We start from the raw sequence: 14,060 nt of genomic DNA, 5'->3' as shown, positions 1-14,060 counted from the left end.
CAATTTTTTAGAATCGTTTTAATATCATAGCATAATACTAAAACGACAATTTGTTACAGGTAGTATAACTTTAAAAAACTAATTAATAGAGAATTACCAGTTTCTACTACACAACAAAGTTAGCTTAATAATAGCAAAAAAGACTGACAACTCATCGATTTTAATGTTAAAATTGAATGATACGTTTCACAGAAAGGGCTTGTTTTTGTAGTTATAATGTTAAAAGCATACTGATTAATTAAAATAGCTTCTTATTTTTGCAACATGATAGAAGATAAAAATCAACAAACTACACAATTAAGTGATTTAGGTGAGTTTGGACTTATTGAGCATTTAACTAAGCATTTTAAAATTAAACAAAAATCTACCATTAAAGGTATTGGTGATGATGCTGCTGTTTTGGAGTTTAAAAATAAAAAAATAGTTGTTACTACCGATTTGCTTGTTGAAGGAGTCCATTTCGATTTAAGTTATATGCCACTAAAGCATTTAGGGTACAAAGCGGTTATTGTTAATTTATCAGATGTGTTTGCAATGAATGCTACTGCAACACAAATTACGGTTTCTATTGCTGTATCAAACAGATTTCCTCTAGAAGCTCTAGAAGATTTGTATGCTGGAATTGGTACTGCAGCTAATATTTATAATGTAGATGTTGTTGGCGGAGATACTACATCTTCAACTAAGGGATTATTAATTTCTGTTACTGCTATTGGTGAAGTTGAGAATAATGATGAGGTTTATAGAAATGGTGCTAAGCCAAATGATTTACTTGTGGTTTCGGGCGATTTGGGTGCTGCATATATGGGGTTGCAAGTTTTAGAACGCGAAAAAGAAGTGTATAAAGTAAACCCAAACAATCAACCAGATTTAGAGCCCTATACTTATATTGTAGAGCGTCAATTAAAACCTGAAGCAAGAAAAGATATTATTAAATTGTTGAGCGACTTGAAGCTAAAACCAACTGCGATGATTGATGTTAGCGATGGTTTGTCATCTGAAATTATTCATATTTGTAAACAGAGTAAAGTGGGTTGCGATTTGTATGAAGAAAAAATTCCGTTGGATCCTCAGGTTATTTCTACTTGCGAAGAATTTAATATTGATAGTACAACAGTTGCTTTAAATGGAGGTGAAGATTATGAGTTGTTATTCACAATTTCTCAAAAGGACTATCCCAAGATTAAAGCGAATCCAAATTTTTCAATAATTGGTCATATAAAAGAAGAGCGAGCAGGCACACATTTAATTACCAGAGCAGAAACAAAAATACCAATTAAGGCGCAAGGGTGGAAAAATTTTAGTGCTTAAAGACCAGTAAATCTGCATTAAAATTTTGCCGATTAATTTTAGAGACACGTTTCTTGTGAATGTATTCTAAAACTTTGTTTATCTCTTTGTACTTGGAAGTGAGTTCTATTAAATTGCCATTACTACTAGTAGTAAACTCTTTTCTGCAATTTTTACAAGTGTATTCTTTAACATGATATGTAACCTCTCGAGCAACTTCTAAATCATGCCCAAACACTTTGCAATGAATGTTTTTCATAAACCTTAACTATTAATAATTACTACTTCTTTTGGAGAGAAACGTTAAATGTATTAAAAAGTCGTTAAAGTTATGAACAAGGTGTTAATAAATCGACGAAGCGAATGATTTCTTCTTTAAACGTTGCGTTCTTGAAGCATGTATACGGCTTAAAATGTCATTTATTTCTTTAAACTTAGGGGTGAGTTCTGTTAAGTTACCGTTGCTATTTGTTGTTAATTCTTTTTTGCAATGTCTGCAAGTGTATTCTTTAACATGGTAGGTTACTTTTTTAGAGACTTGATAATCATGTCCAAAAAGATTGCAATACATTTTTGGGATAATAGTAGGTTTGCTTTGTGTTTTTTTCATGGGTTAAAATTTAGGAAAATAAAAATAAGGAAAATAATTAATAAAAACGACGAAAAGATATTAATTTTCGATAAAATGCATTATGTGGCATAAGAATTTACCCCTATTTTCAATATGACACATATGTCCATCAGGAAATTCTACTACTTTTATACGTGCTTTTTTTGCTTGTAATACTAATGAATTGTAATTTAAAACGGGATCCCTTTTGCTAATTATCATCATTACCTTAAATTGGTTTGAGCTTAAAACTGATTCTTTATTGTATCTAATTTTCATGCCTTCTAAAGCAGCAATAATACCCTGCAAAGGTGTTTGTAAAGCTTCAGCAACTATTTGTTTTATTTCATTAACAAAAATAGTTCTGTTTTTTGGTCTGAATAAATTACTAATCGCAATTCTAATAAATGTTTTATGGTTTTGCTTTACTGCTATAACAGCTCTATCTCTATTATCTTTTTTTTCTTTTGTATCTGCTTCAGCAGTAGAATTCATTAAGCATAAACTTGTTACAGATGTTGGATTTTTTTCCGCGAAAGCGAGTGCCACATAACCCCCCATGGAATGTCCAATAAAAATAGATTGTTTAATTTTTAAATGATTTAAAACCGCTTTAACAACATTAGCCATAAGTTCCATAGAATGAATATACCCTAAACAATTTGTCTGCCCATGACCCAATAAATCGATACAAACAACTCTGTTGTTTTTGGTTAATTCTGGCAGAAAAGGCGTCCACATGTTAGAGTTTTCTAAAAAACCGTGAAGTAAAACAATGGCTTGCCCTTTGCCCTCATCGGTATAAAAAACATTGATTCCTTTGTGTACTAAAATCATATTTATACTATATTAGGCAAAGATAAAATCATAAATGAATAAAACTAAAGAAATACTAATTACAGGTTTCAGTCATTGTCCTAGATAATGCAACGTTCCATAAAAGAAATGATGCATCACAAGCAATACAAAACGCTGGACATACTTTAGAATTCCTTCCTCCATATAAGTCCAGATTTGAATCCTAATTGAAAAGAAATGGGCGCAAGCAAAAAGTATCAGAAGAAAATATGATTATAATACTGATGAATTTTTTTTACATCCTAAATTATAACATTTTATTTTGATTTAACTATAAAATCGGTCAATTCAGAACAATACTCTAGCTCATGTTCCAAATTATCATCTTCATTCTTTTTAGGCAATTCATTCTTTATGCTTTCATCAACAGAATAAACCGATTTGCGAAGTAGTTTAGCTCTTTGCTTTAAAACTTCAAGAGGCGATAAAGTATTGGATCTGGCTTTTGTGTGGGTAGCATCAACAATAATAAACTTTGATTTGATAACGCCTTTCTCAAAAGCAATAGAAACCGTTTTTCCTATTAATAAATTTAATAGTTCTGAATCTCTTAAGCACAACTTTCTAAACTTGGTTGGTGAACTTGGTCTTATCAGACTGTCTTCTGGTGACATACCCAAAAAATATTTAAACGACATATCAAATCTTGAGCGTTCAACAACCTCAATGTCCGAGATGTTATAAAATGTTTTAAGCAATAAATACTTAAACATCCTTATAGGGCTCTCTGGGTTGTGTCCTTTATTAAGGCAATATTTTGTAACAATTCATTATACACAAAAGTAAAATCTATTAATTCATTTATTTTGCGCAGTAAATTGTCTTTTCTTTGGCTACGATTAAATCATAAAGATCAGAATAGGCACTTAAAGGCAGACTTTCTTTTTGAACTAGCACTAGCATAAACTGTATTTAGAATAATCAAGATACGAAAAAGCAGTAAAAACTTTGATTGAATCAACGCTTTACTGCTTGTGTTTTTATGTTACTTTTTCAGCGCCCTCTTTTCAGACAGCACTCTTTGTTTTTTGTTAAAGAAAACTTCTAAAGTTCTTAAGCCTCAAAAGGCTCAATAGATACGTATGATTTGTTATCTTTTTTCTTTGTAAACTTTACAAGACCATCTACTTTAGCGTGTAAAGTATGATCTTTTCCTTGGTATACATTTTCACCTGGGTGATGTGTATTACCACGTTGTCTTATGATAATGTTTCCAGCAATAGCAGCTTGACCACCAAAAATCTTAACACCTAAACGTTTCGATTCTGATTCTCTACCATTCTTAGAACTACCTACTCCCTTTTTATGAGCCATTGTCTTAAGTTTTTATATTATTAATTTAGCTTAATGCAGCAATTAAATCAGCCTTTTTCATTGAAGAAATCCCTGTAATTCCTTTTGCTTTTGCCATCTCTTTTAATTCAGCAACTGTTAATTTTCCTAAATCTTGAGTTGCCTCAGCTTTTGGTACTGCAGTTTCAACTTTTGCTTTTGGATCTGCTTTTTTAGCTTCTTTACTTGGAACGGCTTTCTCAGCTTTAGCTGGAGCTGCTTTTTTTACTCCTGAAGCAGCAATGCTTTCAATTACAATTTCTGTTAACGATTGACGATGACCATTTTTAACACGGTAACCTTTACGTCTTTTCTTTTTGAAAACGATTACTTTATCACCTTTAAGGTGCTTTAAGACTTTAGCACTTACTTGTGCTCCGTCTATAGCTGGGGCGCCTACAGTTATTTTGTCACCATCACCAACTAAAAGAACGTTATCGAAAGAAACTTTCTTACCTTCTTCTGTTGCTAAACGGTTAACAAAAACTTTTTGGTCTTTTTCAACTTTAAATTGATGCCCTGCTATCTCTACAATTGCGTACATAGCGAATTTTTATTAATTAATTTGTTCAAAAAATGAGTGCAAATATACAGCTAAATAATTAAACTGCAAACGTTATTATTTGTTTTAAAGAATATTTCTACTGTTTTTAAATAACTGCATAACTGCCAAGGTAGAAACTACTGATGTAACAAGACCCATAATAGCAACTATAAAAATAACCATACCAATATCTATAGAAAAAACACCATTGATTTTTTCAAATAGTTTTTATAAAAACTCTAAATTTACCTCGTTAGCATAAAATAAGAAAAATGTAGTCATACCATTTTAAATGCATTAAACCAAACTAGCCCTTTCTTTTATGTACCAAATACACACCTAACAAAATAATTAAACCTGCAAATACTTGTAATAAAGTTAAGCTTTCATCATCCAAAATACCCCAAAAAATAGCAACTATTGGCATTAAATAAGTTACAGAAGAAGCAAAAACAGGTGTCGCAACATACACTAATTTATTAAATAAAACTTTTGCCATGGCAGTACCAAAAAGTGATAAAATCAATAAATATAATAGTGCCGGTTTTAAACTAGGAGACACTAAAACTTCTGTCTTAAAAAACCCGGAGCTAATTAATATAATTACTGCTGGAATAATTATTACAGCAAAATTTCCAACAGCAATGGTAAGCGCATGCATATTTTGTAAATACCGCTTTAAAACATTAACGCTAGTTGCATATGAAAGTGTTGCAAGAATTATAAAAATAACATATAAATAATTCTGATTTGAATGAATTGAAGCACCATTAACAATTAACATAACTGTACCTAATAACCCAATAAAAACACCTAGTATTTGCCGTTTAGTAGATACTATTTTAAAAACAAGAAAACCAACAAGAACTGTGTTAAGTGGCACTAAAGAATTTAAAATAGAGGCAATAGAACTATCTATTTCAGTTTGTGCATAAGCAAAAAAGAAAACAGGAAAAAAAGTGCCCAAAAGCCCAGTTAAACCAACCCATTTCCAATCTTTACTTGTAATTGTTTTTATTTTATTAAACCCAACTATAAAAAGAAAAAAACCTGAAAAAATTATTCTTAACGAACCTAATTGTACCGCAGTTAATCCTATCAATACTTTTTTCATTAATATAAAAGAACTACCCCAAATTAATGAAAGTGTAAAAAGATAAATCCATTTTAAATTGACATTGTTCATTTAAACCGTTTACAAAAATCACAAAATTCTACTTTTTTACTCAATAAACAGCTTTATTTAGTAATTTTGTAGCTCATAATAGGTATTTAATTATTTTAGAAAAAATACCTTAGATTATATTAATTAAAATTTAAACATATAAAATATACCCAAATGAAAACTTTTAAAAATATTATAACTATTGCTTTAGTCACTTTTTTTGCCTTTAACTGTAAAAATGAAACTAAAGCCGAAGTAAAAACTGTTGAAATAGCTTCTGAAGCTTCTAAAACATTAGACCCAAATGCAACATACGCTAAAGCGGAATTTACTATTGATGGTATGACCTGCGAAATTGGATGTGCTAAAACCATTGAGAAAAAAATCTCAAAAATGGAAGGTGTAAAATCTGCAAAAGTAGATTTTGACAGAAAACTAGCGATGGTAGAATATAACGAAGCCAAGGTTACGTCTACATTGCTTGAAGAAACCGTTACCAATGTTGCCGATATTTATAAAGTTAGCAACATGAAAACGGTTGAAGAGTTTTCAGAAAAAAAAGCATGTGATGCAGATTGCAAAAAAGCGTGCTGCGCTAATAAAACTGATGCTGAGAAAAAAGCTTGTTCAGCCGATTGTAAAAAAGCATGTTGTGCAGAAAAAGCTAAAGCATAACTTTTTAAAACACAATTTACACTCAAAAGCTTCTCAATAATTGAGAGGCTTTTTTATTCCCACCTTACCGTTTCCATAATATGCTTTATGTCTTTTTGCAAATAATTTGCAGCTGGAAGTATAGAATCGTAGTTGGGTTTAGCATAAAAATAAAGGGACCCCGTTAAAAAATGATTAACACTATCAGTTACATAAAATTGTGCAGGTGAGGCAACATTTCCTATAACTTCAGCAAATGAACCATAAACTTTCCGATTATCATTTTCATAAGATGTTACGGGAATTTCATCTGCCTTAATTGTATGCTTCTGAGTAAAGTTTTGAGCATCTCGCAAAAAATCAATGAGGTTTTTTCTATTACCTTCAACAGATTTATAGGTTAAGAAAATAGTGCCTTTTAATGATGGATATTCTAAAGTAATACCATAACTTTTTGTTGTTGCTCTAACAGGTTTTGATTCTATTTTTGATGCTAAAATATTGGTTTCAAATGAGAAAGGAATATTTAAATTCGACTTCACATATTTTGCTTTTGGGTAATCTAATCTTAAATACCCTTTTGGCTTTGGCACATAACTTTCGCCACAAGAAAAACACACCATTATTAACAATAGCAAATAAAAATTTTTATTCATGTGTTTATATTTATTGTTATTCAACGGTCACATGTAACATCCTAAACAATCATTTGGTTGAGTGATTAAATATTAATCATGGATGTTTCATTAAGTCTTAGTTAATTTAATACGTTTAATACGTTTTTTATCTAAAGCCTCTATAGTGAAAACGTAATTTTCAAAATTTATTTTACTATTCAGTTTCGGAAAGCTTTTTGAGATTTCTAAAACAAAACCCGCTAAGGTTTCTGCTTCGCCTTTTTGGTCTTCAAAAATGGATTCCTCTTCAATTTTAACAACTTTGTAAAAATCTTTTAAAGCGGTTTTACCTTCAAACACATAATTATTATCATCTAATTTTGAGTACATCAAATCTTCATCATCAAACTCATCACTAATATCGCCAACAATTTCTTCAATAATATCTTCTAAAGAAATCAATCCTGAAGTTCCACCATATTCATCAACAACAACAGCTAAATGCACTTTTTTCTCTTGAAATTCTGCCATTAAATCATCTAACTTTTTGTTTTCTGGCACAAAAAATGGTTCGCGTATTAAGGTAGACCAATCAAATTGTTTTCTATCAATATATGGTAATAAATCTTTTACGTATAAAACGCCTTCAATGGTATCGATATTCTCTCTGTAAACAGGAATTCTTGAATATCCATTGGCTATTATTTCAGGCATAATTTCAGTATACTTCTGCTCAATATTAAGCGCAAAAATATCAATTCGCGGGCGCATTACTTGTTTGGTGTCGGTATTCCCAAACGATACAATCCCTTGGAGTATTTTTTGTTCTTCTTTAGTAGTATCGTCTTCACTTGTAAGCTCTAAAGCTTGTGATAACTGATCAACACTTAAATTAGATTTTTGTTTGCCTAATTTTTTATGAATTGCTAACGTAACACCACGCATAGGCATACTAATTGGTGTTAATAACACATCTAAAAACCATAATGGATATGCCATAAACGAAACAAATTTCATCTTGTTTCTGCTGGCATAAATTTTTGGTAATATTTCGCCAAATAATAGAATAAGAAAAGTTACAATAATAACTTCTAACACAAATTTTAATATAGGAGATGTTATGGATTCGAACATGTTACCACCTAAATAAGCGAATAAAATTACAATGGCTATGTTGATAAAATTATTTGAAACTAGTATAGTAGCCAGTAATTTTTTTGGGCGTTCTAAAAGTTTCGCTATGATTTCAATACGCTTAGAATTATCTTCAAAACCTTCTTCAATATCGGTTCTTGTTATTGAAAATAAAGCAACTTCGGCTCCAGAAATAAGGCCTGAGCAAATTAAAAGCAAAAATAGTAATGCAAAACCACTAACAACTGAAAAATCAATTGCAATTAATAAGGTAAAAAAACTCGCGGGATCAGGATCCAATTACGATAGTATTAGTTAAACATAGGATTTAAAAAACAAATCCACTCATAATATTAAAACGGAAGATCATCATTTTCTTCCTCAATAGGTTTTGTTGTTTCAGATGGTTTAGCAACAGCGTTTTGGGCTACAGGTTTATTAACGGCATTATTTTCACTTTCTTTTTTTGTAGATAAAAACGTGAAATCTGAACAATGAATTTCAGTCGAATACCTATCTGCGCCTTTATCATCTTGCCATTTTCTGGTCTTTAATCTACCTTCAATATAAACTTTGTCGCCTTTACTTAAATATTTTTCACATATTTCTGCACCTTTGTTTCTAACCACAATATTATGCCATTCAGTATTTGTAATACGTTCATTTGTTTGCTTACTGGTGTACGTTTCGTTTGTTGCCAACGGAAAACGCCCGATGCACCCGCCTCCTTCAAAATAATGCATTTTTACTTCATCTCCTAAATACCCTATAAGCATCACTTTATTTAATGTACCTGACATAATTAATCCTTTTAATTTAATGCAGCAAAATTACTCTTTTGCATTTTGATAAACTTAAAATTAATAAAAAAATCTCATTGTTTATATATTACATTCAAAAATGTAGAATTCATTGAGTGTACTAATTCATATTATAAAGATTCCCTCCCGATAGTTATCGGGATCGGGAATGACAATTTCAATAGCTTCTCAAAAGTTTACTTTTGAGAGTAATGTTAGAAATTAAAGTTTTCAATAAAATTACCTATTAAAATGGGTACAGGAAAATCCTGGATTTTATCAACTGAAATGCTATTAGCACTCAAAGCATCAGTATTTACAATCCAAAATTTAGTATATAAATGCTGGTGCGATAATTTATGAATTATGGCGTCCTTATTATATAATGTTAATTCAAAAGGCGTGTCTTTTAACAAATGATGCGATGTTACCCTTTTTTTAAATGCATTATAAGTTTGCTCTCTGCTAGTTTCTACTAACGGAAATTGATACAAGTTTTGCCAAATGCCCTTGTTTTCTCGTTTTTCTAAAATGGTTTTTTCGTCTTTAGAAATAAATACCAAGAAATTAAAATGCTTTTTTTTCGCTTTTACGGATTTTATTTTAACTGGTAATTCGGCTATTCTGTTTGTATTAAAAGCTATACATCCTTTGTTAAGAGGGCATATATTACAATCAGGCTGCTTTGGCTTACATTGCATAGCACCAAATTCCATAATGGCCTGATTAAACTCTGCAGGGTTTTTTTTATCAATTAGTTCTTGTGCTAATTGTTTAAATTCTTTTGATCCTTTTGAAGAATTAATAGGTGTATCAATTCCAAAAAAACGTGATAAAACGCGATACACATTACCATCAACCACTGCAGTAACTTCGTTAAAGCAAATTGAGGCAATAGCACTTGCCGTATAATCGCCAACACCTTTTAATTTTAGCAACTCGTTATAGCTATTAGGAAATTTTCCGTTTAGCTCATAAGCAATATGTTTTGCTGTTGTATGCAAGTTTCTGGCACGAGAATAATAACCAAGTCCTTGCCATAACTTTAACACATCTCTTTCATTGGCTTTAGCCAAATCAAAAACCGTAGGATATGTCGCAACAAATGCTTCATAATAAGGCAAACCTTGTTTTACTTGTGTTTGCTGTAAAATAATTTCTGATAACCATATATAATAGGAATCTTTAGTTTGCCGCCACGGTAAAATCCTCTTACTATTTGAATACCAGTATATTAATGTTTTTGAAAATATCATTAATTAGTTAAATAGAGTAAACAAAAATAAACCTTTATATTCTTAAATTTTAATGAATTAGGTTTGAAATATTGAATATTTAATTCCTATATTTGCATCCCTTTTGTAATCAATAATAGTAACTAAAAAATAATATATTAAAAATGACGAAGGCTGATTTAGTAGCAAAAATTTCTGAAAAATTAGGAATTGAAAAAGGTGATGTTCAAGCAACTGTTGAAACATTTATGGAAGAAGTAAAAGCATCATTAGAAAGTGGTGATAATGTTTACTTAAGAGGTTTTGGAAGCTTTATAATTAAAACTAGAGCTGAAAAAACTGGTAGAAATATTTCTAAAAATACAACAATTAAAATACCAGCTCATAACATACCTGCATTTAAGCCTGCAAAAGTTTTTGTAGAAGGCGTTAAAACAAATGTAGACGTTAAATAAAAGAGCACAAGTGCTGAACTTGTTTCAGTATTAAACGAATTATTAATTAAAAAAAGACACTATTTATGCCAAGTGGTAAAAAACGTAAAAGACATAAGGTAGCGACGCACAAACGTAAAAAACGTAGACGCGCTAACCGTCACAAAAAGAAAAAATAAACCGAAAAAGTAGTTAGAACAACTACTTTTTCGGTTTTAAAAAAACAAAGTTCTTTGAAATGAGTTCATTAAAATTTTAACATCATTTTTCTGATGTTTTTTTGAACTCCACAGATTTAAAATCCTGTGAAATGCCTTAGTAAAAAGTTAATCTTAAACCAATTAGATTAATTAAGGCATTCAATCTGGCAATTATAAAATATCATTAATTATCAGATTAAAAATAATGTATAATCCATCTGTACAATTCAGCTGGCAGTATTCAGTAACAGTTAACAGTAAAAAAACTGTAAACCGTAAACCGAGACTGTAAACTAGAGTGTATGGATAAAAATTAACTAAATGGATAAAGAATTGATCATTCGATCTAGTTCCGACAACGTTGATTTTGCCTTATTAAAAGATGGAAAACTTATTGAATTACAGAAAGACGAAGATGATAACAACTTCTCGGTTGGCGATGTGTTTATAGCCAAAATACGAAAAGCTGTTCCTGGTCTAAATGCCGCATTTGTTAATGTAGGTTACGAGAAAGATGCCTTTTTGCATTATCATGATTTAGGACCAAAATTACCTTCGCTTTTAAAATTCACAAAACGTGTAAGCACAGGTAAACTAAACGATTTTTCTTTAAAAAATTTCCCATTTGAAAAAGATATTGAGAAAGATGGCAAAATTGCCGACGTCTTAAAATCTAATCAATCGCTATTAGTACAAATAGTTAAAGAACCTATATCAACAAAAGGCCCTAGAATAAGCTCCGAGCTTTCTATTGCCGGTAGATATATTGTTTTAGTCCCATTTTCTAGTCGTATTTCTATTTCTCAAAAAATAGAAGATAAAGCAGAAAAAGACCGGTTAAAACGCTTGGTTAAAAGTATCACACCGCAAGGTTTTGGTATTATTGTTCGTACGGTAGCACAAGGCAAAAAAGTAGCTGAACTAGATAAAGATTTACAAAATTTGCTTAGTCGATGGACGGCAATGTGTAAAAAGCTACATAAAGCACATCACCCCAGTAAAGTATTAGGAGAAATGAATAAAGCCTCGTCTATTTTACGAGACATATTTAACGACTCTTTTACAGGAATTACTGTTGATGATGAAGAGCTTTACTATCAAATTAAAGATTACGTGCAAGAAATTGCACCAAAAAAAGAATCAATAGTTAAATTGTATCAGTCTAAAGTTCCAATTTTTGAAAAATTCGGGATTGAAAGACAAATTAAAACTTCCTTTGGTAAAACCGTTTCTATGGCAAAAGGTGCGTATCTCGTTATTGAGCATACAGAGGCACTACATGTTATAGATGTAAATAGCGGAAACAGATCTAACAAAGCAAATAACCAAGAGGATACTGCACTAGAAGTTAATTTAATTGCAGCTACTGAAATGGCTCGCCAACTCCGATTGCGTGATATGGGTGGCATTATTGTAGTAGATTTTATTGATTTAACCAAAGCAGAAAACAGGCAAAAATTGTTTAATCACCTTCGCGACGAAATGAAGGACGATAGAGCAAAACACAAAATATTGCCTCCAAGTAAATTTGGATTGATACAAATAACAAGACAACGTGTTCGACCAGAAATGAACATTAAAACTCGTGAGGAAAACCCCGATGAGATTATTAATGGTTCTGAGGTTGAAGCTCCAATAGGTTTGGTGCAAAAAATAAATCACGATCTTGAAAGACTATTAAAAAAAGACTATAAAAAGTTGACTTTAAACACACATCCTTTTATAGCAGCCTTTTTAACAAAAGGTTTTCCATCAGTGCGTTCAAAATGGTTTTTTGAGCACAAAAAATGGGTTAAAATTTTACCAAGAGATGCTTACACATACTTAGAATATCATTTTTTCGATAAAGATGGTAATCAAATTAAATAATTTAAAAACGCCTTGCTATTTGTTTAGTAAGGCGTTTTTGTTTTATACGCCATTGAGAGAAGTGAAACGACGTGACAATCTGTTGAATTATTTTATTTTTATTTGAGCGTTACCACAAGGGTCGGGCTTTTTCGCTGTATCTTTTTTCGTGCCTTAAAAAGGATGTCGCTTCAATCCCTAACGCAGTCTAAATATTTATTAAGTTAATGAACCGAAGCAATTTGTTTTTTAGGAAGTTCGTTTAACGTTTAGTATATGGCAGTAGGGCAATAGAAAGCGATAAACTTTCGGGTTTGCTCTGAGCCAAATCGTTGTATTTTGTTTTTATCTTATTCATTTTAAAAGCCAAATCAACGATTTGGCGGTATTGGTAAATAGCACTAAACTTCCGTAAACAACAGAACGCCCTATTTGCTATATACAGTGTTATGCCCTTTTTTTATTCTTCCCACAATGCATTGCTTGTTATAGTCCACTCATTATTTATCTTCTTAAACATTAGAGATAGAGTTATTCCTTCAATCGGATAATACAATTGCATTCTCACGGAATTTGTCCCACAAACCCAATCACCAAGTCCAAAGTAATTCTTAATTCCTTCTTTCTTAATTTCCTCTTCCGTTTTAATGATTACTTGTCGATCAAATTTTGACACACCTTGCAAATTGTTGTGGTTCGCATCTCCGAAATACTTAATAATTACTTGTTTTCGAGTAGAGTCAAAGTCGGTGTGGTAATACTGTTGTAAATCTGGAAAGTCTAACGCTTTTTGAAATATCTCTTTGAAGTCAGCTGGTGTTAAATCTTTTGTTCTATCATAAAGTCCCATTAGCCGATTTAACTCAATAGTCGATTCCGAACCAATTAAAGTGTCAGATTTTCTATTTGCCTTTAGCCAATATTCGCCACAGTTCGAAATTGAGTAATCATTCTCCGTTTCATTCAAATGACCAAATTCACTTCCTTTTTCTCCTTTTTGAAATGCGATAACATATATGCTGTCAACGGAAAATTGATTTAGGTAAGGTCTGCACAAATGTCCAACGTCTCCCCAAACTTTAACTGTTTTTCTATTATCAACTCCTTTAAAAACTTCAAGTATTTCAACTTCCATTGACATTGGTGTCGGACTATCGTAAATATCCTTAAATGTCAAATATTTATTGATTTTTACTAAAGCAACTAAGTCAGAATTTGGTGAGACTTTGTAGAAATTCCCTTGAGATTCACAATCACAAGCATATGTTTTCATAGACAACTGACTAAGGAATACTGTCAATATGATAATTGCTGTTCTCATTTTTTTCTAATTGGGCAT

At 31.1% G+C, this 14,060-nt stretch carries 16 protein-coding genes and 1 pseudogene; 5 read left to right on the top strand and 12 right to left on the bottom strand.

What is annotated here, in order from left to right; translation table 11 throughout:
• The first annotated feature begins 264 nt into the window (after positions 1-264).
• Positions 265-1,311, top strand: a complete 1,047-nt coding sequence (thiL, locus tag L3X37_RS01270; protein ID WP_237238352.1) for a thiamine-phosphate kinase — start codon at positions 265-267, stop codon at positions 1,309-1,311.
• On the opposite strand, the gene L3X37_RS01265 is transcribed toward thiL, so the two are convergent.
• The 3 genes from L3X37_RS01265 to L3X37_RS01255 all read right to left on the bottom strand — a co-directional run bounded on the left by L3X37_RS01265 (position 1,301) and on the right by L3X37_RS01255 (position 2,737).
• Entirely contained in the window at positions 1,301-1,549 is a 249-nt protein-coding gene (locus L3X37_RS01265; protein WP_237238351.1) for a DUF1660 family phage protein, read from the bottom strand. The two genes, thiL and L3X37_RS01265, sit on opposite strands and share 11 nt — an antisense overlap.
• A gap of 84 nt (positions 1,550-1,633) precedes the next feature.
• A complete protein-coding gene (locus tag L3X37_RS01260; RefSeq protein ID WP_237238350.1) occupies positions 1,634-1,900 on the bottom strand; it encodes a DUF1660 family phage protein in 267 nt (88 codons plus the stop codon).
• A 60-nt stretch (positions 1,901-1,960) separates the two neighbouring features.
• A complete protein-coding gene (locus L3X37_RS01255) occupies positions 1,961-2,737 on the bottom strand; it encodes an alpha/beta fold hydrolase (RefSeq protein WP_237238349.1) in 777 nt (258 codons plus the stop codon).
• 74 nt (positions 2,738-2,811) lie between these two features.
• Between L3X37_RS01255 and L3X37_RS15350 the strand changes: the two genes are divergently transcribed.
• Positions 2,812-2,925, top strand: coding sequence for a transposase (locus L3X37_RS15350; RefSeq protein WP_369409862.1), 114 nt, complete (start codon positions 2,812-2,814; stop codon positions 2,923-2,925).
• A 117-nt stretch (positions 2,926-3,042) separates the two neighbouring features.
• Here L3X37_RS15350 and L3X37_RS01250 read toward each other — a convergent pair.
• The 4 genes and pseudogenes from L3X37_RS01250 to L3X37_RS01235 all read right to left on the bottom strand — a co-directional run.
• A pseudogene (locus tag L3X37_RS01250) lies at positions 3,043-3,655 on the bottom strand (transposase); the annotation flags it as partial.
• Between the two features lie 156 nt (positions 3,656-3,811).
• Positions 3,812-4,072, bottom strand: coding sequence for a 50S ribosomal protein L27 (gene rpmA, locus L3X37_RS01245; RefSeq protein WP_013869859.1), 261 nt, complete (start codon positions 4,070-4,072; stop codon positions 3,812-3,814).
• A gap of 25 nt (positions 4,073-4,097) precedes the next feature.
• The gene (rplU, locus tag L3X37_RS01240) at positions 4,098-4,634 is read right to left on the bottom strand and encodes a 50S ribosomal protein L21 (RefSeq protein ID WP_237238348.1); all 537 of its coding nucleotides are present in this window, start codon (positions 4,632-4,634) and stop codon (positions 4,098-4,100) included.
• Positions 4,635-4,941: 307 nt separating this feature from the next.
• Positions 4,942-5,820 carry a DMT family transporter gene (locus tag L3X37_RS01235; protein ID WP_237238347.1) on the bottom strand — a complete coding sequence of 293 codons (879 nt, stop codon included), beginning with the start codon at positions 5,818-5,820 and terminating at the stop codon, positions 4,942-4,944.
• 153 nt (positions 5,821-5,973) lie between these two features.
• Between L3X37_RS01235 and L3X37_RS01230 the strand changes: the two genes are divergently transcribed.
• A complete protein-coding gene (locus L3X37_RS01230) occupies positions 5,974-6,474 on the top strand; it encodes a heavy-metal-associated domain-containing protein (protein WP_237238346.1) in 501 nt (166 codons plus the stop codon).
• A 53-nt stretch (positions 6,475-6,527) separates the two neighbouring features.
• Here the strand turns inward: L3X37_RS01230 and gldD are convergent, their stop codons facing one another.
• The 4 genes from gldD to mutY all read right to left on the bottom strand — a co-directional run bounded on the left by gldD (position 6,528) and on the right by mutY (position 10,260).
• Positions 6,528-7,109 carry a gliding motility lipoprotein GldD gene (gene gldD, locus L3X37_RS01225; protein ID WP_237238345.1) on the bottom strand — a complete coding sequence of 194 codons (582 nt, stop codon included), beginning with the start codon at positions 7,107-7,109 and terminating at the stop codon, positions 6,528-6,530.
• A gap of 90 nt (positions 7,110-7,199) precedes the next feature.
• On the bottom strand, positions 7,200-8,504 hold the full coding sequence (locus tag L3X37_RS01220; protein WP_237238344.1) for a gliding motility-associated protein GldE: 1,305 nt from the start codon (positions 8,502-8,504) through the stop codon (positions 7,200-7,202).
• A gap of 53 nt (positions 8,505-8,557) precedes the next feature.
• Positions 8,558-9,004, bottom strand: a complete 447-nt coding sequence (locus L3X37_RS01215; RefSeq protein ID WP_237238343.1) for a single-stranded DNA-binding protein — start codon at positions 9,002-9,004, stop codon at positions 8,558-8,560.
• A 215-nt stretch (positions 9,005-9,219) separates the two neighbouring features.
• Positions 9,220-10,260 (bottom strand): A/G-specific adenine glycosylase, encoded by a 1,041-nt coding sequence (gene mutY / locus L3X37_RS01210; RefSeq protein WP_237238342.1) that lies wholly within the window; start codon positions 10,258-10,260, stop codon positions 9,220-9,222.
• Between the two features lie 143 nt (positions 10,261-10,403).
• Between mutY and L3X37_RS01205 the strand changes: the two genes are divergently transcribed.
• Positions 10,404-10,694 (top strand): HU family DNA-binding protein, encoded by a 291-nt coding sequence (locus L3X37_RS01205; RefSeq protein ID WP_237238341.1) that lies wholly within the window; start codon positions 10,404-10,406, stop codon positions 10,692-10,694.
• 500 nt (positions 10,695-11,194) lie between these two features.
• On the top strand, positions 11,195-12,742 hold the full coding sequence (locus L3X37_RS01200) for an Rne/Rng family ribonuclease (protein ID WP_237238340.1): 1,548 nt from the start codon (positions 11,195-11,197) through the stop codon (positions 12,740-12,742).
• Between the two features lie 439 nt (positions 12,743-13,181).
• On the opposite strand, the gene L3X37_RS01195 is transcribed toward L3X37_RS01200, so the two are convergent.
• On the bottom strand, positions 13,182-14,042 hold the full coding sequence (locus L3X37_RS01195; protein WP_237238339.1) for a hypothetical protein: 861 nt from the start codon (positions 14,040-14,042) through the stop codon (positions 13,182-13,184).
• Between the last annotated feature and the right edge of the window lie 18 nt (positions 14,043-14,060).

It is taken from the genome of Wocania arenilitoris, assembly GCF_021728535.1.
GTDB lineage: Bacteria > Bacteroidota > Bacteroidia > Flavobacteriales > Flavobacteriaceae > Wocania_A > Wocania_A arenilitoris.
Note: the sequence above shows the minus strand (reverse complement) of the source record. Positions and strands in the feature narration are given on the sequence as shown.

Bases quoted from the DNA above. Each gene is read 5' to 3' on its own strand.
- gldD (WP_237238345.1), bottom strand. From the start codon at position 7,109: ATGAATAAAAATTTTTATTTGCTATTGTTAATAATGGTGTGTTTTTCT.
- L3X37_RS01260 (WP_237238350.1), bottom strand. From the start codon at position 1,900: ATGAAAAAAACACAAAGCAAACCTACTATTATCCCAAAAATGTATTGC.
- L3X37_RS01205 (WP_237238341.1), top strand. From the start codon at position 10,404: ATGACGAAGGCTGATTTAGTAGCAAAAATTTCTGAAAAATTAGGAATT.
- L3X37_RS01200 (WP_237238340.1), top strand. From the start codon at position 11,195: ATGGATAAAGAATTGATCATTCGATCTAGTTCCGACAACGTTGATTTT.
- L3X37_RS01235 (WP_237238347.1), bottom strand. From the start codon at position 5,820: ATGAACAATGTCAATTTAAAATGGATTTATCTTTTTACACTTTCATTA.
- L3X37_RS01215 (WP_237238343.1), bottom strand. From the start codon at position 9,004: ATGTCAGGTACATTAAATAAAGTGATGCTTATAGGGTATTTAGGAGAT.
- L3X37_RS01195 (WP_237238339.1), bottom strand. From the start codon at position 14,042: ATGAGAACAGCAATTATCATATTGACAGTATTCCTTAGTCAGTTGTCT.
- rplU (WP_237238348.1), bottom strand. From the start codon at position 4,634: ATGTACGCAATTGTAGAGATAGCAGGGCATCAATTTAAAGTTGAAAAA.
- L3X37_RS01230 (WP_237238346.1), top strand. From the start codon at position 5,974: ATGAAAACTTTTAAAAATATTATAACTATTGCTTTAGTCACTTTTTTT.
- L3X37_RS01265 (WP_237238351.1), bottom strand. From the start codon at position 1,549: ATGAAAAACATTCATTGCAAAGTGTTTGGGCATGATTTAGAAGTTGCT.
- rpmA (WP_013869859.1), bottom strand. From the start codon at position 4,072: ATGGCTCATAAAAAGGGAGTAGGTAGTTCTAAGAATGGTAGAGAATCA.
- L3X37_RS01255 (WP_237238349.1), bottom strand. From the start codon at position 2,737: ATGATTTTAGTACACAAAGGAATCAATGTTTTTTATACCGATGAGGGC.
- thiL (WP_237238352.1), top strand. From the start codon at position 265: ATGATAGAAGATAAAAATCAACAAACTACACAATTAAGTGATTTAGGT.
- mutY (WP_237238342.1), bottom strand. From the start codon at position 10,260: ATGATATTTTCAAAAACATTAATATACTGGTATTCAAATAGTAAGAGG.